Source organism: Streptomyces yatensis (assembly GCF_018069625.1).
GTDB classification, from domain to species: domain Bacteria; phylum Actinomycetota; class Actinomycetes; order Streptomycetales; family Streptomycetaceae; genus Streptomyces; species Streptomyces yatensis.
Genome location: NZ_CP072941.1, coordinates 2,382,829 through 2,409,512 on the forward strand (window position 1 = coordinate 2,382,829; position 26,684 = coordinate 2,409,512).

Consider the following 26,684-nt stretch of genomic DNA (forward strand, 5'->3'; position numbering starts at 1 on the left):
CGCGGGTGCGGAAGCGGAATGACGGGCGGGCGGTACGGGAGGGGGACGGGAGGTGGGTGGGGGCTCAGGGGACCTTGGTCGGCTCCACGGATTCGACCTCGGCGGGCGCGGCCTCCGGCTCCGGGGCCGGCGCGGGCTTCCCGGTCCGGGACGGTCCGCCGCGCAGCAGCACCAGCCGCGGGGCGACCGAGGAGCGGCCGCGGTGGGAGAGGCCGCGGGCGGCGAGGTCGCCCGCGAACTGGATGACGGAGATGACCACCGCGAGGATGGCGACGGTGATCCACATCAGCTTGGTCTCGAACCGCAGATAGCCGTAGCGGACCGCCAGGTCACCGAGGCCACCGGCACCGACCGTGCCGGCCATCGCGGAGTAGCCGATGAGCGCGACGATCGTGGTGGTCGCGCTGGAGATCAGCGCGGGCAGCGACTCGGGCAGCAGCACCTTGCGGACGACGGTCCAGGTGGAGCCGCCCATCGCCTGCACGGCCTCGACCAGCCCGCCGTCCACCTCGCGCACCGAGGTCTCCACGAGCCGGGCGTAGAAGGGGATGGCGCCGATGGCCAGGGGCACGATCGCGGCCTCGGGGCCGATGGTGGTGCCCACGATCGCCCGGGTGAAGGAGATCAGGGCGACCATCAGGATGATGAACGGCATCGAGCGGGCGATGTTGACGATCTGCCCGACGACCTTGTTCACCATGACGTTCTGCAGCACTCCGCCGCGGTCGGTGAGGACCAGCAGCACGCCGAGCGGCAGTCCGCCGACGACGGCGATCACCGCCGACCATCCCACCATGTAGAGGGTGTCCCAACAGGCCTGCTCCAGCAGGGGCTCCATCTCGGACCAGGTCACTTGGCGCCCTCCTTGAGCAGCGGGGTCGGGTTCGCGCGCGGGCCGTCGGCGACGGCCGCGACATCGACCTGCAGGCCCTGCTCCCGCAGGAAGCCGATCGGGACGACGTTCTCCTCGAACCGGCCGGGCAGCTCGATCCGCATCCGGCCGACCTGGTGGCCGCCGACGGTGTCCATCGCGGCGCCCAGGATCGAGATGTCGATGTTGTACGTACGGGAGAGCTGGGAGATGACCGGCTTGGTGGCCGCCTCGCCCTGGAAGGTGACGTCCACGACCGTACGGTCCTCGCCCGAGGGCACCCCGCCGACCGGGAAGAGCTCCTGGGCCAACTCGGAGCCTGGCGTCGCCAGCAACTCGCTGACCTGGCCGGACTCCACGATCCGGCCGTCGCGCATCAGCGCGGCCGAGTCGCAGATCGTCTTGACGACGTCCATCTCGTGCGTGATGAGCAGCACGGTCAGACCGAGCTGCTCATTGAGGTCGCGCAGCAGCTGGAGGATCGAGCGGGTGGTCTCGGGGTCGAGCGCGGAGGTCGCCTCGTCCGAGAGCAGCACCTTGGGGTCGCCGGCGAGCGCGCGGGCGATGCCGACGCGCTGCTTCTGGCCACCGGAGAGCTGCGCGGGGTACGCCCTGGCCTTGTCGCCGAGGCCCACCAGCTCCAGCAGCTCCAGTGCCTTGCGGGTGCGCTCCTTGCCCGAGACGCCGAGGATCTCCAGGGGCAGCTCGACATTGTCCCGCACGGTGCGCGAGGAGAGCAGGTTGAAGTGCTGGAACACCATGCCGATACGGCTGCGGGCCTGGCGCAGCGCGGAGCCGGCGCTCTGCCGGCGCCCGGCGAGCGCGGTCAGGTCCTGACCGGCCACGGTGACCGTGCCGGAGGTGGGGCGCTCCAGGAGGTTGACGCAGCGGATGAGGGTGGACTTCCCGGCGCCGCTCTGGCCGACGACGCCGTACACCTCACCCTCGCGGACATGCAGATCGACGCCGTCGAGGGCGGTGACCTCGCGGCCTCGTGAGCGGTAGACCTTGGTCAGGTCCGTGGTGGTGATCACAGGGTTTCCGTCACTGTTGAGTGCACGGCGGTTGGTGCCGCCGGGCACGGCTCGTTCATTTCGGAACGCGGCAGGGCGGACCCGAGGGGTTGCGCGGTGTGTGGGCGCGGTTCGGGTTCCGGTGACGCGGGGCGGCGCGGTCCGGCGCACTGGGCGCGCGGGTCCGGCTCAGCCGGTCTCGCTTCGGGGCGCGAGGCTCAGGCGGGGGCCCTCAGCAGTCACACATTCGACACCGACAACGAGCACCGGGCGTGGGGTTCGCCTCGGTCGCAGGGATGCGGCAGCTCGTCGTGGTCATGGCTGCAAGTAAAGCAGACACGTGTACGGGCCCATCAAGCATGTCCGTATAGTGGACATGCTTGACCGGTCCGTGGACGGTGGAAGGGGTGCCCGGGACCCGGTTCAGACCCGGCAGGTGATCTCCACGGCCCCGTCGAGAAGCCGTGCGGACACGGCCGACAGGTCCTCGACCACGATGTCGGCGACCAGCTCTTCGCGGGCGGTCGTTGTGGTCAACGCCACGGTCCGCATCCCGGCCGCACGGCCCGCCGCGAGCCCGGCCGGGGCGTCCTCGAAGACCACACAGCGTGCCGGGTCGACTCCGAGCCGCTCCGCCGCCAGCAGGAACGGCTCCGGGTCGGGCTTGCCGCGGGTGATGTCGTCGGAGGTGATCAGCGTCCCGGGGCGTATCGCCACCTCGGCCAGGCGGGCCTCGGCCAGCGGGCGGTTGGCGGAGGTCACCACGGCCCAGCGCGCGGCGGGCAGCCCCGCCAGCAGCTCGGCGGTGCCGGGGAGCAGCTTCACCCCGCCCGGTACGTCCTCCAGCTCCAGCTCGTCGATGCGCGCCCGGGCCCGCGGGGCGCGGTCGGCGGGGAGCAGATCGGCGATGATGTCGTCGGCCGGGCGGCCGTGCAGCTCGACCCGGGCGAAGTCCTCCGCGGGAATCCCCTGCTCCTCGGCCCAGCGGGTCCAGCAGCGGTGCACCGAGTCCAGGGAGGAGACGAGGGTTCCGTCGTTGTCGAACAACAGCGCGTCAGCGGAGATCTTCATGAGCCGCAGCGTACGTGGGGGTCGCGGACGCCCTCGGGCGCGGGGCCGAGCGCAGCGCGGGCGGGCGGGCCGATTACCCTCGTCCCATGGTTGTCACTCCCTGTGTGCGCCGCCCTCGGGTGCGCCGCCGCACCGCGCGGAGGTCCCGTTGATCGACGCGCTGACGGTCGCGCTCGGTGTGACCGCGCTCCTTCTCGCCGCGTGGTGCGGCTTCGCCGCCTATCGGGACCAGCCGACCAAGGACTGGCACTTCATCGGCATGGCCGTGGTGGCACTGCTGGCGATCGTGCAGCTGGTCATAGGAGTGGTGCGGCTGGCGGGCGGCGCCGACCCGCAGCAGGGGGTGGCCATCTTCGTGGCCTACCTCATCGGCTCGGCGCTCGCCGTGCCGGTCGCGGCGTTCATGTCGCTCACGGAGCGGACCCGCTGGGGTTCGGCGACGGTCTCCGCGGCGGCCGTGGTCCTGGCCGTGCTCGAGGTGCGGCTGTACGACATCTGGGGAGGCGTCGGTGGCTGATTCACAGGAGGCATCGGTGACCGAGGACTCGGCGGCCGGGACAACGGGCGGAAAGCCGGAGGCGAACGCGCGGACCGGACTGGGGCAGGGCCCCGGGCGGCTGCTGGTGCTGCTCTACGGGGTCTTCACCGTGGCCGCCGCGTCCCGCTCGATCTACCAGCTGATCGCCCAGTACCAGGAGGCCCCGCTCGCCTACATCCTCTCGGCGGTCTCCGCCGCGGTGTACGCGTTCATCACGGTCTCGCTGGTCCGCGGCGGCGAGGGCGCGCGCAAGGCGGCGATGGTCTGCTGTGCGGCGGAGCTGGTGGGGGTGCTGACGGTGGGGACCTGGACCCTTGCCGACCCCTCGGCCTTCCCCGACCAGACGGTGTGGTCCGACTACGGGATGGGCTATCTGTTCATCCCGATCTTCCTGCCGGTCACGGGCCTGCTGTGGCTGCGCAAGGCCCGCCGGGGCGCACCGGATACGGCGTCGCGGGCCTGACCCACGCCTCTGGCCTGACCCACGCCTCTGGCCTGACCCAACGCCTCTGGCCTGACCCAACGCCGGGGGCCTACCGGGGCTCCGCCCCCGGATCCCGGCCCTCGGTCGCCGGGCGGGCCGGCAGTCCAGCCCGGCCGACGACCGGCCACCTCAGGCCACGGCCTAAGCGCTGGCGGCGTACGCGGCGGCCGTGGCGTCCTTCTCCAGGGTCACCAGGCTCAGCCGGCGGTTGACCTCCTCGGTGCCCACCTGGGCGTAGCCGTAGCGGCGGTACAGCCGCAGATTGCCCTCGCTGCGGTGCCCGGTGAACAGCCGGTACCGCTTGGCGGCCCGCTCCTCGGTCAGCCGCTCCTCGATGGCCGCGAGCAGCCGTCCGCCCAGGCCGTGCCGCTGCATCCGCGGGTGGACGATCAGCTTGCCGATGGCGGCGGTCCCCTTGTCGTCGACGACTCCGCGGACCGAGCCGACGACCTCCGCGCCGAGCCGGGCGACGAGCACGCAGCCCCCGCTCAGTTCGGCGCGCAGGTCGTCGAGCGACTGCGTCAGCGGTTCGATCGAGTAGTCGCCGTAGAGCTCCGCCTCGCCCTGGTAGCACAGATATTGCAGCTTCAGGATCTGCTCGGCGTCGTCCGCGGTCGCCGCGGAGATGGTCACGCTCATGCCCATGTGCGCATGCCTCCCCTATTCTCGGTCCCCCGGTCGCGGTGAGGGTAGGAGTGCGACCGGGGGTTCATGGCCTGGGTGGAGGCGCCGCATGGTGGGCGTCCGCCTCCGAGGCGCCGGTTGTCTATCGCTCCTTTCCCCATGGTTCAGGAGCCGCAACCTCCGCCGTGAGCATTCTGCGCAGGCAAGCCAGACATCGGGAACGTACCGGGCCCAGACTGCCCTGTGACATTCCCAACTGGCGCGCGATCTCGCGGTACGTGAGGTCGGAGCGGGAGAGCATCGCCGCGAGCAGCGCGGGGCAGCGGCCGGGCAGCCGCCGCACCGCCGCGCGCAGCGTCCGGCGGGTCTCCGCGGTCAGTACGGCGTGTTCGGCGGGGTGGGACTCGGGGCCGCTGAGCGGGCCGCCGGCCATCGGGTCGTACGGCACCTCGCGGCGCGCCCGGCGCCTGGCCCCGCGCACCTCGGCCCGTACGGCACAGCGCAGCCAGCGGGCGGGGTGGGGCGGCGGTCCGGTGTCCCGGGTGCGTTCCAGCAGCCGTAGCCAGACGGCCTGTTCGAGTTCGGCGGGCTCGACGCCGACGCCGTATGCCTCGGCCGCCGCTTCGGCGGCCAGCAGCGGGCCCAGGTGCTTCACAAGGTCCATGCCGGGCGGGACGAGGCCGGGTCGTGGGGTGGTTGCCGGGTGACGGTGGTCTCACTCGACCGGGGAAGCGGCGGGGCCGCGCCTTGACGCTCGCGCGGCCCCGCCGTCACCCACCCGTAGGTGCGGAACTACTTGCGGAAGTCCGCCGCCGCGAGGAGGGCGGTGTCCGCGTTGTCGGAGAAGATGCCGTCAATTCCGGTCGCGAAGTATGCCTTGAACGCCCCGAAAGCGTCACCGTAGGCGTTGGGGTCGGTGCCGCGGCGGAAGTCGGCCGGGAGGAAGGTGTTCTCGTTGCGCATGGTGTACGGGTGCAGGATCAGCCCCGCCGCGTGCGCGTCCTTCACCACGCTGGTCGGCGTGCCCAGCTTGCCGTCCGGCGTCCGGGGGATGATGACCGACAGATCCGGGCCGATGCCCTGGGCGTAGCTCGCGATCCACTTGAGGCCCTCGGGCTTGACCAGGTCCGCGACCGTACGCGGGTCGTTCGCCTCGACGAAGTCCCAGGGCCGGCTGTCCATGGTGGACAGCAGCACGACGGACGGGGTGCCGACCAGCTTGCGCAGCCGCTGGATGCTGCTCGGCTCGAAGGACTGGAGGAACAGCGCCGCGTCCTTCTTGTGGCGGCCGTACCGGCGCAGCAGCTTGGCCAGCGGCTCCTCGAGGCCGAGGCCCAGCTTGCGGAAGTAGGTGGGGTGCTTGGTCTCCACGTACAGCCACACGCGGCGGCCGCGCCTGCGGCCCTCGCGCTCGGCCCACTGCAGCACCTCTTCGAAGGTGGGCACCTCCCAGCGGCCGTCGTAGAGCGTGTTGCGCTGGCGGTTGCCCGGGATGCGCTCCTTGGCGCGCAGCGTCTTGAGCTCGGCGAGGGTGAAGTCCTCGGTGAACCAGCCGGTGAGCTTGGTGCCGTCGACCGTCTTGGTGGTCTTGCGGTCGGCGAACTCCGGGTGCGCGGAGACGTCCGTGGTGGCGGTGATGTCGTTCTCGTGGCGGCAGACCAGATGGCCGTCCTTGGTGGGGACCAGGTCCTGCTCGACGATGTCCGCGCCCATGTCCAGGGCGAGCTGGTAGGAGCCGAGGGTGTGCTCGGGCCGGTAGCCGCTGGCGCCGCGGTGGCCGATCACGGTGGGAACCGGCAGCTCATGGCCCCGGCCGGACGTCTCGGCGGCGGCGGCCGCGCCCGGCGCCGTCCGCGTGTCCGCGGCCGTCGCCGTGCCCGCACCGCTCAGCGCCACCGCTCCCGCGCCGAGGGCCGCGGCCCCCAGGAGGGCGCGCCGTCCGGGCTGTTGCTCCCGCTCCATCTGCACTCCTTGATGTGGTGTTCAACACCTGTCAAATCCAGTCAGAAGATGGGCTGATGGTAGGCGTGGGCGGCTTTCCTACGGGAGACATCGGACGAAACGCGGGGGGAACGCGGGTCAACACTGCGTTCCAGGTGGGTGAACCTGGTGTGCGCCGGGGCGCAACCGGCGAGTATCGTCCTCATCGGCGCTCCGGTGCGGTACGAGGTTGACGGACCGTACAACGGTGCGCCCCAGACCTTGACCCCGACCGGAGGGCCCGTGTCCCGATTCGCGTTTCTGAAGGCAGTACTCGGTCCGCTGATGCGCCTGATGTTCCGCCCACGGGTCGAGGGGGCCGAGGGCATTCCGGGCTCGGGCCCGGTGATCCTCGCCGGAAACCATCTCACCTTCATCGACTCGATGATCCTGCCGCTGGTCTGTGACCGTCAGGTCTTCTTCATCGGCAAGGACGAGTACGTCACGGGCAAGGGCCTCAAGGGCCGCCTGATGGCCTGGTTCTTCACCGGCGTCGGCATGATCCCGGTGGACCGGGACGGCGGACGCGGCGGCGTCGCGGCGCTGATGACGGGGCGCCGGGTGCTGGAGGAGGGCCGGGTCTTCGGCATCTACCCCGAGGGCACCCGCTCCCCCGACGGCCGCCTCTACCGGGGCCGTACCGGTATCGCCCGCCTCGCGCTGATGACCGGCGCGCCCGTGGTGCCGTTCGCGATGATCGGGACCGACCGGATCCAGCCGGGCGGCAAGGGGCTGCCGCGGCCGGGCCGGGTGCGGGTCCGCTTCGGCGAGCCGCTGGAGTTCACCCGCTACGAGGGCATGGACCGCGACCGCTATGTGCTGCGGGCCGTGACCGACGAGGTGATGAGCCACGTGATGCGGCTGTCGGGTCAGGAGTACGTGGACATCTACGCCACGAAGGCGAAGGCGGCCGCCTGACCTTTCGGGGCTGACCGCGGCGGTCCGGTGTTCGGGCCGCCGCGGTGGTGTGTCGGGGGCGCCGAGGTTCCGCGGCCGGGCGGCGGTTCGGGTTACGGCGGTTCATTGCGGCGGTTCAGGGTGTCGCGGTTCAGGTTGCGGCGGTTCGGGTTGCGGCGGTTCCGCCTCCGGTGGGCCGCCGGGGAGGCGTCCCGCGGTGAGCCGTCACGCCCACCCGTTCGGGCGAATCCGCGGCCCGCGCCCCGGCGAAACCGCCGTTACACGGCGTTCCGGTCAACCCGCCGGGCGCGGCGAGCTGTCGGCTCCGGTCGGCGTCGTCCGTCGCCATCGAGGCGGAAGATCTGATTCCGCTACCCGCTGGTCACCACCGGGCCCGGGCACTATGGTGCCGCGGGTGACCACGATGACCGTGCCCTCCCCCGACTTCGTGACGCTGCGCGGTCGGCGATTCGCCCTGACCGATTTCGGCGGACCGGGCGATCCGGTGCTGGCCCTGCACGGCCACTTCGGCCGGGGCAGGATGTACGCGCCCCTGGCCGCCGCCCTCGCCCCCGAGCGGCGGGTGATCGCCCTCGATCAGCGGGGCCACGGGCTGACCGGCGGCGGTGGCCCGTTCACGCTGGACGAGTATGTGGCCGATGCCGCCGCGCTGCTGCGGGAGCTGCACCTGGGCCCGGTCCCGGTCGTCGCCCACTCCACCGGCGCGGTCGGGGCTTACGCCCTGGCCGCCCGCCATCCGGACCTGGTGAGCGCGCTCGTCGTCGAGGACATCGGCGCGGTGACGGACCGTCCGGTGGTCAGCCATCCGGTTCTAGACGTCTCGGGGTGGCCGACCTGGGCCGTGGACCGGGAGAAGCTGCGCGCGGACATCGAGTCCCGGGGCATCGCGGACGCCTCGTACTTCCTCGACAGCGCCGAACGGGACCCCCAAACGGGCGGCTGGCGGCTGCTGTTCGAGCCCAGCCATATGATGGCGTCCCAGCAGGCCATGTGCGGTGACTTCTGGGACGACTGGCTGGGGTCCTCCTGCCCCGCGCTGCTGATGCGCGGCGAGCACAGCTCGCTGCTGCCGCCGGGCCACGCCCACGAGATGGCCACCCGCCGCCCCAACACGAGGCTCCGCGAATTCGCCGGGTGCGGTCACTGGATCCACGACGACGCGCCCCGGCCGTACGCCCGCGCCGTCCGTTCGTTCCTGAGCCTGCTGTAGGGGTGTCCGGCGGATCGTGCCGCCTGCGGCGGGCCACGCGGCGGAGCCGCATATCGATGCTTCCCCCTCCCCGCCCCTTCCCACAACCGGGGCTCCGCCCCGGACCCCGGGGTCCAGGGACGGGGTCCTGCCATGCGGCGGAGCCGCGTCCCCGGGCTGGAGGTGCCAGGGGGCCGACGGCCCCCCGATCCCTCAGGACCAGGGCAGCCCGGAGCGGTGGTGCCAGTAGGTCTCCGGGGTTTCGGCCGGCCGCTCCAGCTCGGTGAGCTGACGCTCGTCCAGGCGGAGGTCGGCCGCGGCCAGGTTGGAGCGCAGCTGGGCCGTGGTGGCGGCGCCGGAGAGGACGACGCCCACCCAGGGTCGGTGCAGGACCGCGGCCAGCGCGACGGCGTCCGGAGTCGCGCCCGTCTCCTCGGCCACCCGGCGCAGGGCCGCCGGAAGCCGCTCGGCCGCCTCGGTGAGCCGGCCGTTGGCCACGGCTTCCTTGACGATGACCGCCCGGCCCGCCGCCTGGGCCTCGGCCAGCGCGGCCCCGGCCGAGGGCTCCAGCAGGTTGTAGGTGGACTGGACGGTACGGAAGAGCGGGCGCCCGTCGACCTCCACGGCCAGTGCGGCGCGGATCGCCTCGGCCTGGCGGGGGCCGCTGGTGGACACGCCGACCGTCACCCCCTCGGCGGCCAGCTCCGCCAGCCGCGTCTGCAGCTCGCGGTCGGTGAGGGCGGGGCTGTCGGGGGTCACCGAGTGGATCTGGTAGAGGTCCAGCCGGTCGCCGAGCAGCGCGTCGGTCAGCCCGCGCTGCCGCTCGAAGGTCTGGACGCCATGGTCCTTGACCTCATGGGTCTCGGCGTCCGTACGCCAGTCCGCGACATACGTATAGCCCCACTTGGAGCCGACCACCACGTTCCGCGCGGCGTCCGGGCGGTCGCGCAGCCAGTCGGCGAGGAACTCCTCGGCCCGGCCGTAGGAGCGTGCCGCGTCCAGATAGCGCACCCCGGCGGCGTAGGCGGCGTCCAGCAGTTCATGGCTGCGCTGCCGCATCACCTCGACCGGGCGCTCGGCCGGGAGGTCCCGGTCCCGGCCGAGGTTGATGTAGGCGGGGCGGCCGACCGCGGCCAGGCCGAGCCCGATCCGGGCCGCCCCCGCCCCGGGGGGCGCGATCTTCGCGAGTCGTTCGAAACCCATGGCTTGGTCCCCACCTCTCCCTGATGAGCTGAAGCTGAGCTGATGTTCAGCGCTTGGCGCCCGCCCATGCGTACTGAGCGGCCAGGTCCTCCTTGACCTCCGCGAGCTGGGCCCGCACCGCCACGGGGGCGGTGCCGCCGCGGCCGTCGCGCGCGGCCAGCGCGCCCGGCACGTTGAGCACGCCGCGGACCTCGGGCGTCAGATGCGGGGAGATCTTGGCGAACTGCTCGTCGGTGAGCTGGTCGAGCTCGATGCCCGTCAGCTCGCACTCCTTGACGCATTCCCCCGCGACCTCGTGTGCCACCCGGAACGGCACGCCCTGCCGCACCAGCCATTCGGCGATGTCGGTGGCCAGCGAGAATCCGGCCGGGGCCAGCTCCTCCATGCGCTCGCGGTTGACGGTCAGCGTCGCCATCATCCCGGTGAAGGCCGGGAGCAGCACCTCCAGCTGATCGCAGGAGTCGAAGACCGGCTCCTTGTCCTCCTGGAGGTCGCGGTTGTACGCGAGCGGCAGGGCCTTGAGCGTGGCCAGCAGCCCGGTGAGGTTGCCGATCAGCCGGCCGGACTTGCCGCGCGCGAGCTCCGCGATGTCCGGGTTCTTCTTCTGCGGCATGATCGAGGAGCCGGTGGAGAAGGCGTCGTGGAGGGTCACGAAGGAGAACTCCTTCGTGTTCCAGAGGATGATCTCCTCGGCGATCCGCGACAGGTCGACGCCGATCATCGCGGTGATGAACGCGAACTCGGCGACGAAGTCACGGGAGGCCGTGCCGTCGAGGGAGTTGGCGGAGGAGCCCCGCTCGAAGCCGAGGTCGGCCGCGACCGCCTGCGGGTCGAGCCCGAGCGAGGACCCGGCCAGCGCGCCCGAGCCGTACGGCGAGACGGCGGTGCGCTCGTCCCACTGCCGCAGCCGCTCCGCGTCCCGCGACAGCGCCTGGGCATGGGCGAGGACATGGTGGGCGAAGAGCACCGGCTGGGCGTGCTGGAGGTGGGTGCGGCCGGGCATCGCGACATCGGGGTGCGCCTCCGCGAGCCCCACCAGGGCCTGCTGGAGGTCGGCGATCAGTCCGCCGATGATCCGGGCGTGGTCGCGCAGATACATCCGGAAGAGGGTGGCGATCTGGTCGTTGCGGGACCGTCCGGCCCGCAGCTTGCCGCCGAGGTCCGGGCCGAGCCGCTCCAGCAGCCCGCGCTCCAGCGCGGTGTGCACATCCTCGTCGGCGATGGTGCCGGTGAAGTCGCCGGAGGCGACATCGGCCTCCAGCCGGTCCAGGCCCGCCAGCATCCGCTCCAGCTCATCGGGGTTGAGCAGCCCCGCCGTGTGCAGCACCCGGGCGTGGGCGCGGGATCCGGCGATGTCGTACGGCGCCAGGCGCCAGTCGAAATGCACGGAGGCGCTGAGCTTCTCCAGTGCCTCGGACGGGCCGTCGGCGAAGCGGCCGCCCCAGAGCCGGACGTCGCCGCTGTTGCCGTTGCTCACGCTGTTGCTCCTCAGGCCAGGGGGTGTGCGACCGCCTCCCCGCCGCGGGGCGGGGAGGCAGCTCGATGGGGGCGCGCACGTCTCGTACGTCGCCGTACGTCTCGTACGCGGGTTTACGTCTGGTACGCAGGCTACTGCTGCAGATCCCGCTTCGCGGCGATCTTGCTGGACATCCCGAAGATCTCGATGAAGCCCTTGGACAGCGACTGGTCGAAGGTGTCGCCGCTGTCGTAGGTCGCCAGGTTGAAGTCGTAGAGCGATGCCTGCGACTTCCGGCCGGTGACGACGGCCCGGCCGCCGTGCAGGGTCATCCGGATCTCGCCGGAGACCTGTTCGTTCGCCTCGGCGATGAAGCCGTCCAGCGCCCGCTTGAGCGGCGAGAACCACAGACCGTCGTAGACCAGCTCGCCCCAGCGCTGCTCGACCTGCCGCTTGTAGCGGGCCAGCTCGCGCTCGACGGTGACGGCCTCCAGCTCCTGGTGGGCGGTGATCAGCGCGATGGCGCCGGGCGCCTCGTAGACCTCCCGCGACTTGATCCCCACCAGCCGGTCCTCGACCATGTCGATCCGGCCGACGCCCTGGGCGCCCGCCCGCTCGTTGAGCCGCTGGACGGCCTGCAGCACGGTGACCGGCTCGCCGTCGATCGCGACGGGGACGCCCTTGTCGAAGGTGATGATCACCTCGTCGGCCTCGCGCGGGGTGGCGGGGTCGGCGGTGTACTCGTACACGTCCTCGATCGGCGCGTTCCAGATGTCCTCCAGGAAGCCGGTCTCCACGGCCCGCCCGAAGACGTTCTGGTCGATCGAGTACGGGGACTTCTTGGTGGTCGCGATCGGCAGGCCCTTGGCCTCGCAGAAGGCGATGGCCCTGTCCCGGGTCATCGCGTAGTCCCGGACCGGCGCGATGCAGGTCAGATCGGGTGCGAGGGAGGAGATGCCGGCCTCGAACCGCACCTGGTCGTTCCCCTTGCCGGTGCAGCCGTGGGCGACGGTCCCGGCGCCGTGCTTACGGGCGGCGGCGACCAGGTGCTTCACGATCGTGGGCCGCGACAGCGCGGAGACCAGCGGGTAGCGGTCCATGTACAGTGCGTTGGCCTTGATCGCCGGAAGGCAGTACTCCTCGGCGAACTCGTCCTTCGCGTCCGCGACCTCCGCCTCGACCGCCCCGCAGGCGAGCGCGCGCTTACGGATCACGTCCAGGTCCTCCCCGCCCTGGCCGACGTCCACGGCGACGGCGACGACCTCGGCACCCGTCTCCTCGGCGATCCAGCCGATGGCGACGGACGTGTCCAGACCGCCCGAGTAGGCGAGTACGACGCGCTCGGTCACGGGTGCCTCCTGACGATCCAATGACGATCCATGCATGCCTAAGCATAAGTATGCATCGGCTCGCATGGTTCGTCAAAGCGAGAGGCGGCGCGAGCCGCGGCACCTGGTCACCAGGCTCCGTATTGCAGCGCGACACGATGCAATACGCCGCATTACACTGGAGCCATGAAAACCATCACGCAGCGCGAGCTGGCGGCCCGCTCCAAGGCGGTGCTCGACGATGTGGAAGCGGGCGAGACGTACCACGTGACCAGGAACGGCGTCGAAATCGCCGAGGTCCGCCCCCTGGAGACCCGACGCCGTCGCTTCGTCCCCGTCGAGGAACTTCAGCGCGAGTGGCGCAACGCCCCGCGCGTGGATCACGCCGCGATGCGGGCCGAAGCCGATGACTTCTTCGGCGACGAGGACCGGGTCAGCGATCAGGATGACCCGTGGGGGAAGTCAGGTGGCTGAACGCGTGGCGGAACAACGGCCGCAGGGTCTGCTGGACACCTGCGTCGTCATCGATCTCGTGGACATCCCCTCGGACCGGCTCCCGGTCGAGGCCGCTGTCCCCTCCGTGGTCCTTGCCGAGCTGACCCAAGGCGTCGCCATGGCCACTGATCCGGTGGAGACGCTCACCCGAGCGCAGCGCGTGGCCGACATCGAGGCGCGTTTCTCCACCGTCCCCTTCGACCGGGAAGCGGCCCGCCGCTACGGCACCATGGTCGCCCTGACCCTCAAGGCCAACCGCAATCCTCGCCCGCGCCGCATGGATCTCATGATCGCTGCCACCGCCGCCGCGCACGGACTGCCGCTTTACACCCGGAACCCGGACGACTTCAAGGGCCTGGAGAGCGGCCTTGAGGTCATCTCCGTCTGACCGGGCTCGCGGACCGCTCGTCCCGCCGACGGGGTGATGTCACCATGGTCGGTGCTGGGGAGAGACCGCTGCGGACCGAAGGGGAGTCGGGGCCCGTGGAGAAGAAGCAGATGTGGGTGCTCGGCGCGATCGTGGTGGGGGTGATGGTGATCAACAACCACGGTGACGGCAACACCCGCGACGGCAAATCGCCGAACCCGCATCAGACCGCCCGGTATCCGGTCCACTTCGAGAAGAAGAAGGACGACGGGAAGGGCACCAAGAGCGGGAAGGACAGCAAGAAGCAGCCCATACCGCGCTCTACGGTGTCCTACCCGATCAAATTCGACCGTCGCTGACATCGTTCGCGAGAAACGATCGCGGTTCCCCGGCGGGTGGAACGCGACGGCGACTCCCGCCCGCCCAGGGCCGTTCATGGCGCCGTGGGACGACGTTCGGAACCGGAACGCACGCTGACCGCCATGAATCACCTGAATACTGCCCCCAGTCGACGCCGATTCCTCGCCGTGGCGGCCGGCCTCGGCGCCGCGGCCGCCGCCGGGACGTCCGGGGTGGCGGCCGCCGCCCCGGGCCCGCGGCGGCTGCGCGTGGCCACGTTCAACATCCACCACGGCGCGAGCCCCGCCGACGTACTGGACCTGGAACGCGTCGCCCGGGTGATCGAGGACCTGCGGGTGGACGCCATCGGCCTCCAGGAGGTCGACCGGTTCTGGAAGCGCAGCGGCTTCGTCGACCAGCCGGCCTGGCTGGCGGAGCGGCTGGGGATGCATCACGTCTTCGGCGCCAACCTCGACTTGGACCCGGAGGAGCCCGGGCGGCCGCGCCGTCAGTACGGCACCGCGGTGCTCTCCCGCGGGCCGATCCGGTCGTGGACCAACACCCACCTTCCGCTCGTCCCCGGCCATGAGCAGCGCGGCCTGCTCCAGGCCACCCTGGACGTGCGCGGGACCTGCGTCGAGTTCGCCGTGACGCATCTGCAGCACGACGACAACAAGGAGCGCGAGCGGCAGGCCGCCCGGATCGTCGAGCTCCTCGGCTCCTCCCCCGAACGCACCGTCCTGGTCGGTGACCTGAACGCCACGCCCGGGACCCCGGAGATCGGGATCCTGACCGGCGCGCTCGACGATGTGTGGCCGCGGGCCGGCAGCGGCGACGGCTTCACCTACGACGCCCTCAACCCGCATGCCCGCATCGACTTCCACCTCGCCTCCCGCGACCTGCGCCCGCTCACCGCCCAGGTGGTCACGGCGGACCCGGAGGCGTCCGACCATCTGCCCGTGGTGAGCGACCTGGAGATGCCCGTACGCCGCCACCGCCGGTAGATCCCGGAACCTGTGATTCCGGGCCCGGACCTGTGAACCCCGACCGAAACCTGTGAATCCCGACGGCCTTTGAGTCATCCCGTGCTCGCGGCCGTATTCCCTTGCGCCGGAGCCCAAGGGAAGGGGACAGGCCGTGACGACGCTATTGAACAGCCGGGCCGGGCGGCGACAGGCCATGCGCCGCATCCAGCCTCGCCGTTCGCCGGCCGTGCCGTTGATCCTGCTCAGCTGGGCGGGCGCGGCGGCGGTGCTGTCGCTGTGGTGGCAGAACACTCCGAACGTCGAGGGCACCGCACAGTGGCTGACCCACGCGGGGCGGCTCAGCGGGCTGCTCGGCGGCTATGTCCTCGCCCTCGTCGTCCTGCAGATGGCCCGCGTTCCGGCGCTGGAGCGGCGCGTGGGGTCGGACCGGGTGGCGCGGTGGCACGCGATGAGCGGGCGGTACGCACTGTGCCTGATCGTGGCGCATGTCGGGCTGATCATCGCGGGATACGCGGAGCAGGCCGGCACCGGCTTCGTCGACCAGTCGGTGACCGTGGTCACCGACTACCCGGACATGATCAAGGCGACGGTCGGCACCGCGATGCTGGTGGTCATCGGGCTGATCTCGGCAGGCATGGTGCGCCGCCGGATGCCGTACGAGGTCTGGTACTACCTGCATCTGTTCACCTATCTGGCGGTCTTCCTGACGTTCTGGCACCAGCTCGCCACCGGCGCCGAGTTCGTCGGGAACAAGACCGCGGAGACCGCCTGGTACGCGCTGTACGGCACGGTCACCGCGCTGGCCGTCTGGTACCGGCTGCTGGTGCCGCTGCGGCTGAACCTGCGGCACCGGATGCGGGTGGAGGCCGTCGTACCGGAGGCGCCCGGGGTGGTGTCGGTGCTGATCAAGGGGCGCAAGCTGCACCGGATCGGGGCGCAGGCCGGGCAGTTCTTCCGGTGGCGGTTCCTGGCGCCGGGCATGCGCTGGGGCTCCCATCCCTACTCGCTCTCCGCGCCGCCCCGGCCGGAGCTGCTGCGGATCACGGTGAAGGCGGTGGGCGGCCACAGCACCGGGCTGGCCTCGCTGCAGCCGGGGACGCGGGTGTGGGCGGAGGGGCCGTACGGCGCGATGACCGCGGCGCGGCGCAGCCGCGGCAAGGTGCTGATGATCGCGGGCGGGGCCGGGATCACCCCGATCCGGGCGCTCTTCGAGACGCTGCCGGGCAAGGGCAGCGACCTCACCCTGCTGTACCGGGCCCGCAGCGTCGAGGACCTGGCGCTGTGGAACGAGCTGAAGCAGATCGCGACCGAGCGCGGGGCCCGGCTGCTGTACGCCGTGAACGGCCCGGACGGCGCCCGGCCGGAGATCACCGCGGAGCGGCTGGGCCATCTGCTCCCCGATATCGAGGACCACGACGTCTATCTGTGCGGCCCGCCGGGCCTGGCCGAGCACGCGTACGGGGCGCTGCGCGAGGCGGGCGTCCCGGATCGCCGGATCCACCACGAATCCTTCGAGCTGTGACCGAGACGCCCGAGCCGTGACCGAGACGTTCACGCCGTGACCGAGACATTCGAGCCGTGACCCAGTCGTTCGAGCTGTGACCGAGGGGAAGCCTTGACTTCCTCCCCCGCTTAAAGGCGGGGGATTCCAGCGGTTGCCCGCTGGGGTTCCTGCTTCACCGACGACCGCCCCGTCCGGGAGGACTCCCGTTGAGGTCTTACACCGTCTCCACAGGCGGACGCCGCCAGCCCGGCGGCCAGGATGTTGCGTGCCGCGTTCACGTCGCGGTCATGCACAGTGCCGCAGTCGCACGTCCACTCGCGGACGTTCAGCGGCAGCTTCTCGCGGACCGTGCCGCAGGCCCCGCACAGCTTCGAGCTGGGGAACCAGCGGTCGACCGTGACGAGTTCACGCCCGTACCAGGCGCACTTGTACTCCAGCATCATGCGCAGGTCCGTCCAGGCCGCATCCGAGATGGCGCGCGCGAGGCGGCCGTTCTTCAGCAGGTTGCGGACGGTGAGGTCCTCGATCACGACCGTTTGGTTCTCACGGACGAGCCGAGTGGTCAGCTTGTGCAGGAAGTCCCGGCGCCGGTCAGCGATCCGCGCGTGCACCTTGGCGACGCGGCGGCGGGCCTTCTCCCGGTTCGCCGAGCCCTTCGCCTTGCGGGACAGCTCCCGCTGCGCCTTCGCCAGACGGGCCCGGTCGCGCCGTTCGTGCCGGGGGTTGACGATCTTCTCCCCGGTGGACAGGGTCACCAGGGAGGTGACCCCGGCATCCAGGCCAACCGCCGCACCCGTGGCGGGGGCCGGGGCGATGGTGTCCTCGACGAGCATCGCGACGAACCAGCGGCCCGCGCTGTCGCGGGACACCGTCACCGTCGTCGGCTCCGCACCCTCCGGGAGGGGACGCGACCAGCGGATGTCCAGCGGCCCGGCCGTCTTCGCCAGCGTCAGGCGCCCGTCGCGCCACGTGAAGGCGCTGCGGGTGTACTCGGCCGACGCCCGGGACGTCTTCCGCGACTTGTAGCGCGGGTACTTGGCCCGCTTGGCGAAGAAGTTCCCGAACGCCGTCTGGAGATTGCGCAGCGCCTGCTGGAGCGGGACCGAGGACACCTCCGCCAGGAAGGCCAGTTCTGCGGTCTTCTTCCACTCCGTCAACGCGGCGGAGGACTCCACGTAGGAGATGCGGCGCTGCTCGCCGTACCAGGCCCGCGTGCGCTCATCCAGCGCCTTGTTGTACACGAGGCGGACACAGCCGAACGTGCGCGACAGCTCAGCAGCCTGCTCATCCGTGGGGTAAAAGCGGTACTTGAACGCCCGCTTGACCTGCTGCGGCACGCCTCACATTCTATCAGCTCCCGTGTGAGGGATGGGTGTCGGCCGGTGACCGCAGACGCCGAATCGCCCTGGCGGCGAGTCGCCTTTCCCTGCCCTGCTCCACAGGAGCTTCGCTTCCTCCCCGGTCTGAAGGCCGGGGTATCCACGAAGGAGTCCCGATGAAGAGGAAGCATCCGCTGCGCCGCATCGTCCTGGGCACGGCCGCCACCGTCTCCGGTGTGGTGCTGCTGCTCGCACTGAAGCAGCCCGGTTCCGGTGGCGGTGAGACCGTCGCCCAGAACCAGCCGGGCCAGGCGCCCCCGGTCGCGGCCACGGCACAGCCGGGCGGGGGCGGCGCGGGGGCCGGGGCGGGCGCGGGCGGCGCCCGTACGGTCACCGGCGACGTCGCGCAGACCCAGTACGGCCCGGTCCAGGTGAGCCTCACGGTCAGCGGCGGGAAGATCACCGGCGCGCAGGCGGTCAAGACGCCGAACTCCGGGCCGCAGAGCGAGCAGATCGCCAAGGACTCCATCCCGAAGCTCAATCAGCAGGCGGTGGCCGCGGCGAAGGTGGATACGGTCTCCGGTGCCACCTATACGAGCGAGGGCTATGCCAAGTCCTTGCAGAGCGCTCTCGACAAGGCGGGTGCCCAATGACGTACCGGACGGACGGACCCGAGCCGCTGCGCCATGTCGAGCACGTCATGGGCACGGTCTTCTCCTTCGACGTACGCGAGGTCGCGGCCGCCGACCGGCCCCGGGTGCAGGCCGCGCTGGACGGGGCCGTGGTGGGGCTGCACCGGGTCGACGAGCTGTTCTCGACCTATCGGCCGGACAGCCAGATCAGCCGGCTGGGGCGCGGTGAGCTGACGCCGTCGCGGTGCGACCCGGAGGTCCGGGACGTACTGCGGATGTGCGAGGAGGCCGAGCACCGCAGCGGCGGCTGGTTCAGCGCCCGCTACGCCGGTGGCCGGCCCGACCCGACCGGCCTGGTCAAGGGCTGGGCCGTGGAGCGCGCCGCCCGGATGCTGGTCTCCTCGGGCGCCGGGTCGGTGTGTGTGAACGGCGGCGGCGACGTCCAGGTGCACGGCGGCCCCTGGCGGGTGGGCATCGCCGATCCGCTGCGCCGGGGCGAGCTGGCGGCGATCGTGGAGGCACACGGCGAACTGGCCGTGGCCACCTCCGGCCCGGCCGAGCGCGGCTGCCACATCCTGGACCCGCACACCGGACGCCCCCCGGCGCGGGGCCTGGTCTCGGTCACCGTGATCGCCACCAGCCTGGCCGACGCGGACGCCTGGGCCACGGCCGCCTGCGCGATGGGCGCCGACCGCGCCCGCCCCTGGCTGGGACGGCTCCCCGACGCCGAGGCGTTTATCATCACCGCCGACGGCGCCACCTGGCACACCAGCGGCTTCGCCCGCTATTCGGCACAGCTGTACGTATAGGACGCGGCGGAGCTGTGCGGACGAGACGGCCCCTGGGCGTACGAGGCGGCCCCTGAGCGGCGCTCAGCCGTCGTGGTCGCGGATCGCCTCGGCCAGGACCTGGACATGGCCGTGGTCGAGGTCCTTCACGGCCGTGAGGAGGGTGAGCGGGCCGGAGGTGGCCAGGGCGTGGAGGTGGTCGACGGCCTCCTGGCGCTCCGGGGTGGTGAGTTCGGCGCGGTAGCGGCGGGTGAATTCGGGGAAGCGGTCCGGTTCATGGCCGTACCAGCGGCGCAGTTCGGTGGAGGGGGCGACGTCCTTGGCCCATTCGTCCAGGTGGGCGTCGGCCTTGGCGAGGCCGCGGGGCCAGACGCGGTCGATGAGGACACGGGTTCCGTCGTCGGGGCCCGGGGGGTCGTACACCCGGCGGATGCGGATCGCGGGCCCGGTGGCGGACGCTCGCGCGGAGGCTTTCTTGGCGGCCATACGCCCATGGAAGCATCGTCCCGGCGGCCACATGCAGGGATAATGCGCCACATGGGAAAGGTGTACGAACGCATCGACGGCAGACTCCGCACCTTCATCGAAGAGCAGAAGATCTTCTTCACCGCCACCGCCCCGCTGGACGGGGACGGCACGGTGAACCTCTCACCGAAGGGGCTGGCCGGCTCCTTCGCCGTACTCGACGAACTGACCGTGGCCTACCTGGACTTCGCGGGGAGCAACGCGGAGACCATCGCCCATCTGCGGGAGAACGGCAGGATCACCCTGATGTGGTGCGCCTTCACCGGCCCGCCGAACATCGTGCGCGTGCATGGCCGGGGCGAGCCGGTGTTCCGTGACGATCCGCGGTTCGGCGCGCTGCTGAAGCACTTCCCGGGCGTCGACGTGGACGCCCACGGGCTGCGGGCGGTCATCGTGGTGACCGCCGAGCTGATCCGGGACACCTGCGGCTACGCGGTCCCCTTCATGGACTACCGCGAGGAGCGCACCCTGCACGGCGACCGCTTCCGGCGGGAGGACGACGCGTCGCTGGACCGCTACTTCCACAAGAAGGAGCACATCGCCAGCAGTATCGACGGACTGCCGGGGCTGCCGCTGCCGCTGCCGCCCCTCGGCTCCCCATAGTGGGTGTAGTGACCACATAACGAGACGGTGTTGCGGACAGCACCTCCGGAAGCGTTCGATCACGCGGTGCGATCCGAATCGAAGAGCTCCGCGGCGGACCCCTCGGCGACGGCGGCTCAGCCGCCCTCGCCGTCGCCGGAGTCCACTCCCGCCGACCGGGCGGCCCGGCGGGCCGTCACCGTCTTCCCCGTCCTGGTCCTCGCCGCCGGGGCGGCGGGCCTCGCCACGCCCGGCACCTTCAGCGGGTGGGCGCCGAATGTGCCCTATCTGCTCGGCGTGATCATGTTCTGCATGGGGCTGACCATGACCCCGCAGGACTTCTCCGGTGTGGTCAAGCGGCCGTGGGCGGTGGCCCTCGGGCTGGTCGCGCACTATGTGATCATGCCGGGGCTGGGGTGGCTGATCGCCAACGCCCTCGGTCTCTCCCCCCAGTTGGCGGCCGGAGTCATCCTGGTCGGCTGTGCGCCGAGCGGTACGGCCTCGAATGTGGTGACCTACTTGGCGCGCGGCGATGTGGCCCTGTCGGTCTCGGTCGCCACCGTCTCCACAGTGCTCGCGCCCCTGGTCACCCCGCCGCTGACGCTGCTGCTGGCCGGGGAGTTCCTGCCGGTGGACGCGGGGTCGATGGTCACCGACATCCTCAAGACCGTGCTGCTGCCGGTGGTCGGGGGGCTGGTGGTGCGGCTGGTCGCCGGGCGGTACATCCACCGGGTGCTGGGGCTGCTGCCGTGGCTGTCGGCCGCCACCATCGGCGTGATCGTCGCGGTCGTGGTGGCGGCCAGCGCGGACGCCATCAAGTCGGCGGCGGCGCTGGTGCTGCTCGCCGTGGTGCTCCACAACGGGCTCGGCCTGGCGCTGGGATACGGAGCCGGGAAGGTGGCCCGGCTGGGCGCGCCCGCGAGCCGGGCCATGGCCTTCGAGGTCGGCATGCAGAACTCGGGGCTCGCCGCCTCCCTGGCCGCGGCCCACTTCAGCCCGCTGGCCGCACTGCCGGCCGCCGTGTTCTCCGTCTGGCACAACGTTTCGGGGGCGGTGGTGGCGGCCTGGATGTCGTACCGGGCGCGCGGGGCGGAGAAGTCGGCGAGCGCCTAGGGGTGTCCGGGCGGGTTTTTCGCGCCGGGGAACGTCCGGGCGGGTCTTTCCCCTCCCCGCCCCTTCCCGCTGCCAAGGGTTTCGCCCCTGGACCCCGGCGTCCGGGGCAGCACCCCACCACACGGCGGAGCCGCACATCGACACAGCGCCGCGCCCCTTCTGGGCGCCTCAGCGCTCCTTCTGGGCCAGGCGCAGCAGGTGATCGGCGAGTTGCTGGCCGCCCACCGGGTCGCGGCTGATCAGCATGAGCGTGTCGTCGCCCGCGATGGTGCCGAGGATGTCGTGCAGCTCCGCCGAGTCGATGGCCGAGGCGAGGAACTGGGCGGCGCCCGGCGGAGTGCGCAGCACCACGAGGTTGGCCGAGGCCTCCGCCGAGATCAGCAGCTCGGCCGCCAGCCGGGCCATCCGCGCCTCGCTCGCCGACTCGCCGAGCGGGGCGCGCGGCGTGCGGTCGCCGCCCTCGCTCGGCACCGCGTAGATCAGCTCACCGCCGGTGTTGCGGATCTTCACCGCGCCCAGCTCGTCCAGGTCCCGGGAGAGCGTCGCCTGGGTGACGGAGAGCCCGTCGTCGGCGAGCAGCTTGGCGAGCTGGCTCTGGGAGCGCACGGCCTGCCGGTTCAGGATGTCCACGATCCGGCGGTGGCGTGCGGTGCGGGTCTGCGGCACGGCCGGTCCGCCGTGGTTGGCGTCCTGCGCGTCGGTGTGCTGCGCGTCGGTGTGCTGCGCCTCGGTCATCGGTGTCGTCAGTCTCCGGCTCGTCGTTCCCCGTCACCCTCGCGTGCGGCGTCCAGAACGGCGGGCAGCTCCCGGAGGAAGGTGTCCACCTCCTCGTCGGCGATGACGAGCGGCGGGGCGAGCCGGATCACATCCGGCGCGACCGCGTTCACCAGGAGTCCCGCGTCCTGAGCCGCCTGCTGCACCTGCGGTGCGAGGGACTCTGTGAGCACGATACCGAGCAGCAGCCCGGCGCCGCGGACCCGGGCTACCAGAGAGTGGTCGAGCGATTCGATTCCGTTACGCAGCCGCTCCCCCGCCCGCTTGACCCGGTCCAGGATGCCGTCGGCGGCGATCGTGTCGAGGACGGCGAGAGCGGCGGCGCAGGCGACCGGGTTTCCGCCGAAGGTGGATCCGTGCTGACCCGGGGTCAGCAGGTCGGCCGCGGGCCCGAAGGCGAGGGTGGCGCCGATGGGCAGCCCGGCGCCGAGCCCCTTGGCGAGGGTGACGACATCGGGCTCGACGCCCTGCGCCTGGTGCTCGAACCAGTGCCCGGTCCGCCCGATGCCGGTCTGGATCTCGTCGAGCACCAGCAGGGTGCCGGTGGCCCGGGTGATCTCCCGTGCCGCCGCCAGATAGCCGGCCGGCGGCACGATGACGCCGTTCTCGCCCTGGACGGGCTCCACGATGACGAGCGCGGTCTCGGTGGTGACGGCCGCGCGCAGCGCCGCCACGTCCCCGTACGGCACATGCGTGACGTCGCCGGGCAGCGGAAGGAACGGCTCCTGCTTGGCGGGCTGGCCGGTCAGCGCGAGGGCGCCCATGGTGCGGCCGTGGAAGCCGCCGGTGGTGGCCACCATATGGGTGCGCCCGGTGCGCCGCCCGATCTTGACGGCGGCCTCGACCGCCTCCGCGCCGGAGTTGGAGAAGTACACGCGCCCGGAGCGGCCGAAGAGCTGGAGCAGCCGTTCGGCGAGCGCCACCGGGGGCTCGGCGACGAAGAGGTTGGAGACATGGCCGAGGGTGGCGATCTGGTCGGAGACGGCCCGGACCACGGCGGGGTGGGCATGGCCGAGGGAGTTGACCGCGATACCGCCGACGAAGTCGAGGTATTCCGTGCCGTCCGCGTCCCAGACCTTGGTGCCCTTGCCGTGGGTGAGCGGGAGGCGGGGGGTGCCGTAGTTGTCCATGAGCGCCCCCTGCCAGCGCTGCTTCAGCTCCGCGTTGCTCACTGGTCCTCCCCCTTGTCTCCGTTGCCGCCCTTGTCCTGCTGGTCGATCACGGTCCCGTCCGGCAGGACCATCGTGCCGATGCCCTCGTCGGTGAAGATCTCCAGCAGGATGGCGTGCGGCACTCGCCCGTCCAGCACCCGGGCGGTGGTGACCCCGTGGCGCACGGCGTACAGACAGCCCTCCATCTTCGGCACCATGCCACTGGCCAGCTCCGGCAGCAGCTTCTCCAGCTGGCTCGCGGTGAGCTTGCTGATCACATCGTCGCTGTTGGGCCAGTCGGCGTAGAGGCCCTCGACATCGGTGAGCACCACCAGCGTCTCGGCGCCCAGCGCGACGGCGAGGGCGGCGGCGGCCGTATCGGCGTTGACGTTGTAAACTTGGCCCCCTTTATCAAAATCGTCGGCGCTGCGGGCGATGGAGGAGACGACCGGGATGCGGCCGTCGTCCAGCAGGGCCTGGACCGCGCCGGTGTCGATCTCGGTGATCTGGCCGACCCGGCCGATGTCCACCTGCTCGCCGTCGATCTCGGCGAAGTGCTTGGTGGCGGACATCAGATGGGCGTCCTCGCCGGTCATGCCGACGGCGAGCGGGCCGTGCCGGTTGAGCAGCCCGACCAGTTCGCGCTGGACCTGTCCGGCCAGCACCATCCGTACGACGTCCATCGCGTCGTCGGTGGTGACCCGCAGCCCGGCCTTGAACTCGCTCACCAGACCGTGCCGGTCGAGCTGCGCGCTGATCTGGGGGCCACCGCCGTGGACCACGACCGGGCGCAGCCCCGCGTGGCGCAGGAAGACGACGTCCTGGGCGAAGGCGGCCTTCAGCTCGTCGTCGACCATGGCGTTGCCGCCGAATTTGATCACGACGGTCTTGCCGTGGTGCCGGGTCAGCCAGGGCAGCGCCTCGATGAGGATGCGGGCCTTGGGCAGGGCGGTGTGTTTACGGGTGGGCTGTTTTCGCTCATCTGAGTGATTGACCGTCATATCCGACTTCCGGGAGACTTCGTTTCAGCCGCCGGGCGGGCGGTGCTGGCCTGTGGAGGCGACGTAAGACCTGTCTCGGATGCGTCCGAGCGGGCGGTCGCCGGTGAAGCAGGAACCCACGTCGGCGACGGCGGGGACCCGTGACAACCAAGCGGGCACGTCAAGAGGAGTACGCGCTGTTCTCGTGGACGTAGTCGGCCGTCAGGTCGTTCGTCCATACCACCGCAGACTCACCGCCTGCCGCGAGGTCCGCGGTAATCCGGACCTCGCGGTAGCGCATGTCGACCAGTTCGCGGTCCTCGCCCACCGAGCCGTTCTTGCACACCCAGACGTCGTTGATCGCCACGTTGAGCTGGTCCGGGTCGAAGGCGGCCGAGGTGGTGCCGATCGCGGAGAGCACCCGGCCCCAGTTGGGGTCCTCGCCGTGGACGGCGCACTTGAGGAGGTTGTTACGGGCGATGGAGCGGCCCACCTCCACGGCGTCGTCCTCGGTGTCCGCACCGACGACCTCGATCCGGATGTCCTTGGAGGCACCCTCGGCGTCCCCGATCAACTGGCGGGCGAGATCGGCGCAGACCTCGCGGACCGCCTCGGCGAACTCGGCGGCCTCGGGCGTGACACCGGAGGCGCCGGAGGCCATCAGCAGCACCATGTCGTTGGTGGACATGCAGCCGTCGGAGTCGATCCGGTCGAAGGTGGTGCGGGTGGCGGCGCGCAGCGCGGTGTCCAGCGCGGGGGTGTCCACGTCGGCGTCGGTGGTGAGGACGACGAGCATGGTGGCCAGGCCCGGGGCCAGCATCCCGGCGCCCTTGGCCATACCGCCGACGGTCCAGCCGGCGGGGCTCTGCGCGACGGCCGTCTTGTGGATGGTGTCGGTGGTCCTGATGGCGATGGCGGCCTTCTCGCCGCCGTGCTCGCTCAGGGCGGCGGCAGCCTTCTCCACCCCGGACAGCACCGCCTCCATGGGCAGCCGGACGCCGATGAGACCGGTGGAGGCGACGGCGACCTCGCCCGCGCTGTGGCCGAGGACGTCCGCGGCCTTCTCGGCGGTGGCATGGGTGTCCTGGAAGCCCAGCGGGCCGGTGCAGGCGTTGGCGCCACCGGAGTTGAGGACGACGGCCGAGACCTGGCCCCCCTTGAGGACCTGCTCGGACCACAGGACGGGGGCGGCCTTGACGCGGTTGGAGGTGAAGACGGCCGCGGCGGCGAGGCGCGGGCCGGTGTTCACGACGAGTGCGAGGTCGGGGTTTCCGTTCTCCTTGATGCCTGCCGCGACGCCGGAGGCCGTGAAGCCCTGGGCTGCCGTAACGCTCATGGAGCGACTCCGATCGTGGAAAGTCCCAGCTCCTCGGGGAGGCCGAGGGCGATGTTCATGCTCTGCACCGCGCCACCGGCGGTGCCCTTGGTGAGGTTGTCGATGGCGCTGATCACGATGGCGCGGCCGGCCGCCTCGTCATGGGCGACCTGGAGCAGCGCGGCGTTGGATCCGTATACGGCGGCGGTGGAGGGCCACTGGCCCTCGGGGAGGAGGGTGACGAACGGCTCGTCCCGCAGCGCCTTCTCGTACGCGGCCCGCAGGCTCTCCCCGGTCACCCCGGGACGGGCCGTGGCGCTGCAGGTGGCGAGGATGCCGCGGGGCATGGGGGCGAGGGTCGGGGTGAAGGAGACCGAGACCCGCTCCCCCGCCGCGGCCGACAGGTTCTGGATCATCTCGGGGGTGTGCCGGTGGCCGCCGCCGACGCCGTACGGGCTCATGGCGCCCATGACCTCGCTGCCCAGCAGATGCGGCTTGGGCGCCTTGCCCGCGCCCGAGGTCCCGGAGGCGGCGACGATCACCGCCTCGGGCTCCAGCAGCGCCGCGGCGTACGCCGGGAAGAGCGCGAGGGAGACGGCGGTGGGATAGCAGCCCGGCACCGCGATGCGCTTGGTCCCCTCCAGCGCGGTGCGGGCTCCGGGGAGTTCGGGGAGGCCGTAGGGCCAGGTGCCGGCGTGCGGCGAGCCGTAGAACTTCTCCCAGTCCGCCGCGTCCTTCAGCCGGAAGTCGGCGCCGCAGTCGATGACCAGGACCTGGTCGCCGAGCTGCTCGGCGACGGCGGCGGACTGCCCGTGCGGCAGCGCCAGGAAGACCACGTCATGCCCGGCCAGCGCCTCCGCGGTGGTGGGCTCCAGCACCCGCCCGGCCAGCGGACGCAGATGGGGCTGCAGCCCGGCGAGGGGCTGCCCGGCGTTGGAGTTGCCGGTCAGGGTGCCGATCTCCACCTCGGGATGGGCGAGCAGCAGGCGCAGCAGTTCGCCGCCCGCGTATCCGCTCGCGCCTGCCACCGCAGCACGTATGGCCATTGCCGTCTTCCTCCCTCACACGATGGCATGACTATACGATTGATCGCAGCTTTATGCAAAGCCCCGCCCCCCTTTATGCACAGCCCGCCCGCC

The 26,684-nt window shown here is 71.5% G+C and carries 29 protein-coding genes; 13 read left to right on the top strand and 16 right to left on the bottom strand.

Annotated features, from left to right (window positions below):
- Positions 1-64: 64 nt before the first annotated feature.
- The 3 genes from J8403_RS09460 to J8403_RS09470 form a co-directional block, all read right to left on the bottom strand.
- A complete protein-coding gene (locus J8403_RS09460) occupies positions 65-853 on the bottom strand; it encodes a methionine ABC transporter permease (RefSeq protein WP_211122780.1) in 789 nt (262 codons plus the stop codon).
- Complete coding sequence (locus J8403_RS09465; RefSeq protein ID WP_211122781.1) at positions 850-1,905, bottom strand: methionine ABC transporter ATP-binding protein; 1,056 nt, start codon at positions 1,903-1,905, stop codon at positions 850-852. The genes J8403_RS09460 and J8403_RS09465 overlap by 4 nt, the downstream gene beginning before the upstream one ends.
- A gap of 402 nt (positions 1,906-2,307) precedes the next feature.
- Positions 2,308-2,955, bottom strand: a complete 648-nt coding sequence (locus J8403_RS09470) for an HAD-IA family hydrolase (protein ID WP_211122782.1) — start codon at positions 2,953-2,955, stop codon at positions 2,308-2,310.
- A gap of 148 nt (positions 2,956-3,103) precedes the next feature.
- Between J8403_RS09470 and J8403_RS09475 the strand changes: the two genes are divergently transcribed.
- Both J8403_RS09475 and J8403_RS09480 read left to right on the top strand, forming a co-directional pair.
- Entirely contained in the window at positions 3,104-3,472 is a 369-nt protein-coding gene (locus J8403_RS09475; protein WP_059147974.1) for a hypothetical protein, read from the top strand.
- A 16-nt stretch (positions 3,473-3,488) separates the two neighbouring features.
- On the top strand, positions 3,489-3,956 hold the full coding sequence (locus tag J8403_RS09480; RefSeq protein ID WP_211128153.1) for a hypothetical protein: 468 nt from the start codon (positions 3,489-3,491) through the stop codon (positions 3,954-3,956).
- A gap of 162 nt (positions 3,957-4,118) precedes the next feature.
- Here the strand turns inward: J8403_RS09480 and J8403_RS09485 are convergent, their stop codons facing one another.
- The 3 genes from J8403_RS09485 to J8403_RS09495 all read right to left on the bottom strand — a co-directional run bounded on the left by J8403_RS09485 (position 4,119) and on the right by J8403_RS09495 (position 6,563).
- Positions 4,119-4,622, bottom strand: coding sequence for a GNAT family N-acetyltransferase (locus tag J8403_RS09485; protein WP_093466072.1), 504 nt, complete (start codon positions 4,620-4,622; stop codon positions 4,119-4,121).
- Between the two features lie 121 nt (positions 4,623-4,743).
- Positions 4,744-5,265: a sigma-70 family RNA polymerase sigma factor gene (locus J8403_RS09490; RefSeq protein WP_211122783.1), complete on the bottom strand. Its 522-nt coding sequence runs from the start codon at positions 5,263-5,265 to the stop codon at positions 4,744-4,746.
- A 128-nt stretch (positions 5,266-5,393) separates the two neighbouring features.
- Positions 5,394-6,563 carry a glycerophosphodiester phosphodiesterase gene (locus tag J8403_RS09495; RefSeq protein ID WP_211122784.1) on the bottom strand — a complete coding sequence of 390 codons (1,170 nt, stop codon included), beginning with the start codon at positions 6,561-6,563 and terminating at the stop codon, positions 5,394-5,396.
- A gap of 240 nt (positions 6,564-6,803) precedes the next feature.
- Between J8403_RS09495 and J8403_RS09500 the strand changes: the two genes are divergently transcribed.
- The gene (locus tag J8403_RS09500) at positions 6,804-7,499 is read left to right on the top strand and encodes a lysophospholipid acyltransferase family protein (RefSeq protein ID WP_237298669.1); all 696 of its coding nucleotides are present in this window, start codon (positions 6,804-6,806) and stop codon (positions 7,497-7,499) included.
- Positions 7,500-7,902: 403 nt separating this feature from the next.
- Positions 7,903-8,709: an alpha/beta fold hydrolase gene (locus J8403_RS09505; protein WP_211128154.1), complete on the top strand. Its 807-nt coding sequence runs from the start codon at positions 7,903-7,905 to the stop codon at positions 8,707-8,709.
- 192 nt (positions 8,710-8,901) lie between these two features.
- Here the strand turns inward: J8403_RS09505 and J8403_RS09510 are convergent, their stop codons facing one another.
- The 3 genes from J8403_RS09510 to J8403_RS09520 all read right to left on the bottom strand — a co-directional run bounded on the left by J8403_RS09510 (position 8,902) and on the right by J8403_RS09520 (position 12,696).
- Entirely contained in the window at positions 8,902-9,891 is a 990-nt protein-coding gene (locus tag J8403_RS09510) for an aldo/keto reductase (protein ID WP_211122785.1), read from the bottom strand.
- A gap of 46 nt (positions 9,892-9,937) precedes the next feature.
- Positions 9,938-11,368 (bottom strand): argininosuccinate lyase, encoded by a 1,431-nt coding sequence (gene argH / locus J8403_RS09515; RefSeq protein ID WP_211122786.1) that lies wholly within the window; start codon positions 11,366-11,368, stop codon positions 9,938-9,940.
- A gap of 131 nt (positions 11,369-11,499) precedes the next feature.
- Complete coding sequence (locus tag J8403_RS09520; RefSeq protein ID WP_211122787.1) at positions 11,500-12,696, bottom strand: argininosuccinate synthase; 1,197 nt, start codon at positions 12,694-12,696, stop codon at positions 11,500-11,502.
- Between the two features lie 165 nt (positions 12,697-12,861).
- On the opposite strand from J8403_RS09520, the gene J8403_RS09525 reads away from it, so the two are divergent.
- The 5 genes from J8403_RS09525 to J8403_RS09545 all read left to right on the top strand — a co-directional run bounded on the left by J8403_RS09525 (position 12,862) and on the right by J8403_RS09545 (position 16,384).
- Positions 12,862-13,149 carry a type II toxin-antitoxin system Phd/YefM family antitoxin gene (locus tag J8403_RS09525; RefSeq protein WP_093466061.1) on the top strand — a complete coding sequence of 96 codons (288 nt, stop codon included), beginning with the start codon at positions 12,862-12,864 and terminating at the stop codon, positions 13,147-13,149.
- A complete protein-coding gene (locus J8403_RS09530; protein ID WP_246585770.1) occupies positions 13,142-13,558 on the top strand; it encodes a type II toxin-antitoxin system VapC family toxin in 417 nt (138 codons plus the stop codon). The genes J8403_RS09525 and J8403_RS09530 overlap by 8 nt, the downstream gene beginning before the upstream one ends.
- Positions 13,559-13,653: 95 nt before the next feature.
- On the top strand, positions 13,654-13,896 hold the full coding sequence (locus J8403_RS09535) for a hypothetical protein (protein WP_211122789.1): 243 nt from the start codon (positions 13,654-13,656) through the stop codon (positions 13,894-13,896).
- Positions 13,897-14,019: 123 nt separating this feature from the next.
- Positions 14,020-14,880, top strand: coding sequence for an endonuclease/exonuclease/phosphatase family protein (locus tag J8403_RS09540; protein ID WP_211122790.1), 861 nt, complete (start codon positions 14,020-14,022; stop codon positions 14,878-14,880).
- Between the two features lie 175 nt (positions 14,881-15,055).
- On the top strand, positions 15,056-16,384 hold the full coding sequence (locus tag J8403_RS09545) for a ferredoxin reductase family protein (RefSeq protein ID WP_211128155.1): 1,329 nt from the start codon (positions 15,056-15,058) through the stop codon (positions 16,382-16,384).
- 110 nt (positions 16,385-16,494) lie between these two features.
- Here J8403_RS09545 and J8403_RS09550 read toward each other — a convergent pair whose 3' ends face one another.
- The gene (locus J8403_RS09550; RefSeq protein WP_211122791.1) at positions 16,495-17,703 is read right to left on the bottom strand and encodes an RNA-guided endonuclease InsQ/TnpB family protein; all 1,209 of its coding nucleotides are present in this window, start codon (positions 17,701-17,703) and stop codon (positions 16,495-16,497) included.
- 158 nt (positions 17,704-17,861) lie between these two features.
- On the opposite strand from J8403_RS09550, the gene J8403_RS09555 reads away from it, so the two are divergent.
- Together J8403_RS09555 and J8403_RS09560 are read left to right on the top strand one after the other, a co-directional pair.
- Positions 17,862-18,338: an FMN-binding protein gene (locus J8403_RS09555; protein WP_211122792.1), complete on the top strand. Its 477-nt coding sequence runs from the start codon at positions 17,862-17,864 to the stop codon at positions 18,336-18,338.
- Positions 18,335-19,126 carry an FAD:protein FMN transferase gene (locus J8403_RS09560; protein WP_211122793.1) on the top strand — a complete coding sequence of 264 codons (792 nt, stop codon included), beginning with the start codon at positions 18,335-18,337 and terminating at the stop codon, positions 19,124-19,126. Before J8403_RS09555 ends, J8403_RS09560 begins: the two co-directional genes overlap by 4 nt.
- Positions 19,127-19,189: 63 nt before the next feature.
- Here the strand turns inward: J8403_RS09560 and J8403_RS09565 are convergent, their stop codons facing one another.
- Positions 19,190-19,591, bottom strand: a complete 402-nt coding sequence (locus tag J8403_RS09565; RefSeq protein WP_211122794.1) for a DUF488 domain-containing protein — start codon at positions 19,589-19,591, stop codon at positions 19,190-19,192.
- A 51-nt stretch (positions 19,592-19,642) separates the two neighbouring features.
- Here J8403_RS09565 and J8403_RS09570 point away from each other — a divergent pair, with 51 nt between their 5' ends.
- Entirely contained in the window at positions 19,643-20,233 is a 591-nt protein-coding gene (locus tag J8403_RS09570) for a pyridoxamine 5'-phosphate oxidase family protein (protein ID WP_211122795.1), read from the top strand.
- Positions 20,234-20,299: 66 nt separating this feature from the next.
- Positions 20,300-21,325 carry a bile acid:sodium symporter family protein gene (locus J8403_RS09575; RefSeq protein WP_425519763.1) on the top strand — a complete coding sequence of 342 codons (1,026 nt, stop codon included), beginning with the start codon at positions 20,300-20,302 and terminating at the stop codon, positions 21,323-21,325.
- A 168-nt stretch (positions 21,326-21,493) separates the two neighbouring features.
- On the opposite strand, the gene J8403_RS09580 is transcribed toward J8403_RS09575, so the two are convergent.
- The 5 genes from J8403_RS09580 to argC form a co-directional block, all read right to left on the bottom strand.
- Positions 21,494-22,060 carry an arginine repressor gene (locus J8403_RS09580; RefSeq protein WP_211122797.1) on the bottom strand — a complete coding sequence of 189 codons (567 nt, stop codon included), beginning with the start codon at positions 22,058-22,060 and terminating at the stop codon, positions 21,494-21,496.
- A gap of 8 nt (positions 22,061-22,068) precedes the next feature.
- Positions 22,069-23,271: an acetylornithine transaminase gene (locus J8403_RS09585; RefSeq protein WP_211122798.1), complete on the bottom strand. Its 1,203-nt coding sequence runs from the start codon at positions 23,269-23,271 to the stop codon at positions 22,069-22,071.
- The gene (gene argB / locus J8403_RS09590; protein WP_211122799.1) at positions 23,268-24,251 is read right to left on the bottom strand and encodes an acetylglutamate kinase; all 984 of its coding nucleotides are present in this window, start codon (positions 24,249-24,251) and stop codon (positions 23,268-23,270) included. The genes J8403_RS09585 and argB overlap by 4 nt, the downstream gene beginning before the upstream one ends.
- Before the next feature lie 160 nt (positions 24,252-24,411).
- On the bottom strand, positions 24,412-25,566 hold the full coding sequence (argJ, locus tag J8403_RS09595; protein WP_211122800.1) for a bifunctional glutamate N-acetyltransferase/amino-acid acetyltransferase ArgJ: 1,155 nt from the start codon (positions 25,564-25,566) through the stop codon (positions 24,412-24,414).
- Positions 25,563-26,591 carry an N-acetyl-gamma-glutamyl-phosphate reductase gene (argC, locus tag J8403_RS09600; protein ID WP_211122801.1) on the bottom strand — a complete coding sequence of 343 codons (1,029 nt, stop codon included), beginning with the start codon at positions 26,589-26,591 and terminating at the stop codon, positions 25,563-25,565. Before argC ends, argJ begins: the two co-directional genes overlap by 4 nt.
- Between the last annotated feature and the right edge of the window lie 93 nt (positions 26,592-26,684).

Excerpts from the sequence above, each read along its gene's own strand:
- J8403_RS09545 (WP_211128155.1), top strand. The coding sequence starts at position 15,056 with ATGCGCCGCATCCAGCCTCGCCGTTCGCCGGCCGTGCCGTTGATCCTG.
- J8403_RS09525 (WP_093466061.1), top strand. The coding sequence starts at position 12,862 with ATGAAAACCATCACGCAGCGCGAGCTGGCGGCCCGCTCCAAGGCGGTG.
- J8403_RS09495 (WP_211122784.1), bottom strand. The coding sequence starts at position 6,563 with ATGGAGCGGGAGCAACAGCCCGGACGGCGCGCCCTCCTGGGGGCCGCG.
- J8403_RS09490 (WP_211122783.1), bottom strand. The coding sequence starts at position 5,265 with ATGGACCTTGTGAAGCACCTGGGCCCGCTGCTGGCCGCCGAAGCGGCG.
- J8403_RS09485 (WP_093466072.1), bottom strand. The coding sequence starts at position 4,622 with ATGGGCATGAGCGTGACCATCTCCGCGGCGACCGCGGACGACGCCGAG.
- J8403_RS09555 (WP_211122792.1), top strand. The coding sequence starts at position 17,862 with ATGAAGAGGAAGCATCCGCTGCGCCGCATCGTCCTGGGCACGGCCGCC.
- J8403_RS09580 (WP_211122797.1), bottom strand. The coding sequence starts at position 22,060 with ATGACCGAGGCGCAGCACACCGACGCGCAGCACACCGACGCGCAGGAC.
- argC (WP_211122801.1), bottom strand. The coding sequence starts at position 26,591 with ATGGCCATACGTGCTGCGGTGGCAGGCGCGAGCGGATACGCGGGCGGC.
- argJ (WP_211122800.1), bottom strand. The coding sequence starts at position 25,566 with ATGAGCGTTACGGCAGCCCAGGGCTTCACGGCCTCCGGCGTCGCGGCA.
- J8403_RS09560 (WP_211122793.1), top strand. The coding sequence starts at position 18,335 with ATGACGTACCGGACGGACGGACCCGAGCCGCTGCGCCATGTCGAGCAC.
- J8403_RS09505 (WP_211128154.1), top strand. The coding sequence starts at position 7,903 with ATGACCGTGCCCTCCCCCGACTTCGTGACGCTGCGCGGTCGGCGATTC.
- argB (WP_211122799.1), bottom strand. The coding sequence starts at position 24,251 with ATGACGGTCAATCACTCAGATGAGCGAAAACAGCCCACCCGTAAACAC.
- J8403_RS09570 (WP_211122795.1), top strand. The coding sequence starts at position 19,643 with ATGGGAAAGGTGTACGAACGCATCGACGGCAGACTCCGCACCTTCATC.
- J8403_RS09510 (WP_211122785.1), bottom strand. The coding sequence starts at position 9,891 with ATGGGTTTCGAACGACTCGCGAAGATCGCGCCCCCCGGGGCGGGGGCG.
- J8403_RS09470 (WP_211122782.1), bottom strand. The coding sequence starts at position 2,955 with ATGAAGATCTCCGCTGACGCGCTGTTGTTCGACAACGACGGAACCCTC.
- J8403_RS09540 (WP_211122790.1), top strand. The coding sequence starts at position 14,020 with ATGAATCACCTGAATACTGCCCCCAGTCGACGCCGATTCCTCGCCGTG.
- J8403_RS09565 (WP_211122794.1), bottom strand. The coding sequence starts at position 19,591 with ATGGCCGCCAAGAAAGCCTCCGCGCGAGCGTCCGCCACCGGGCCCGCG.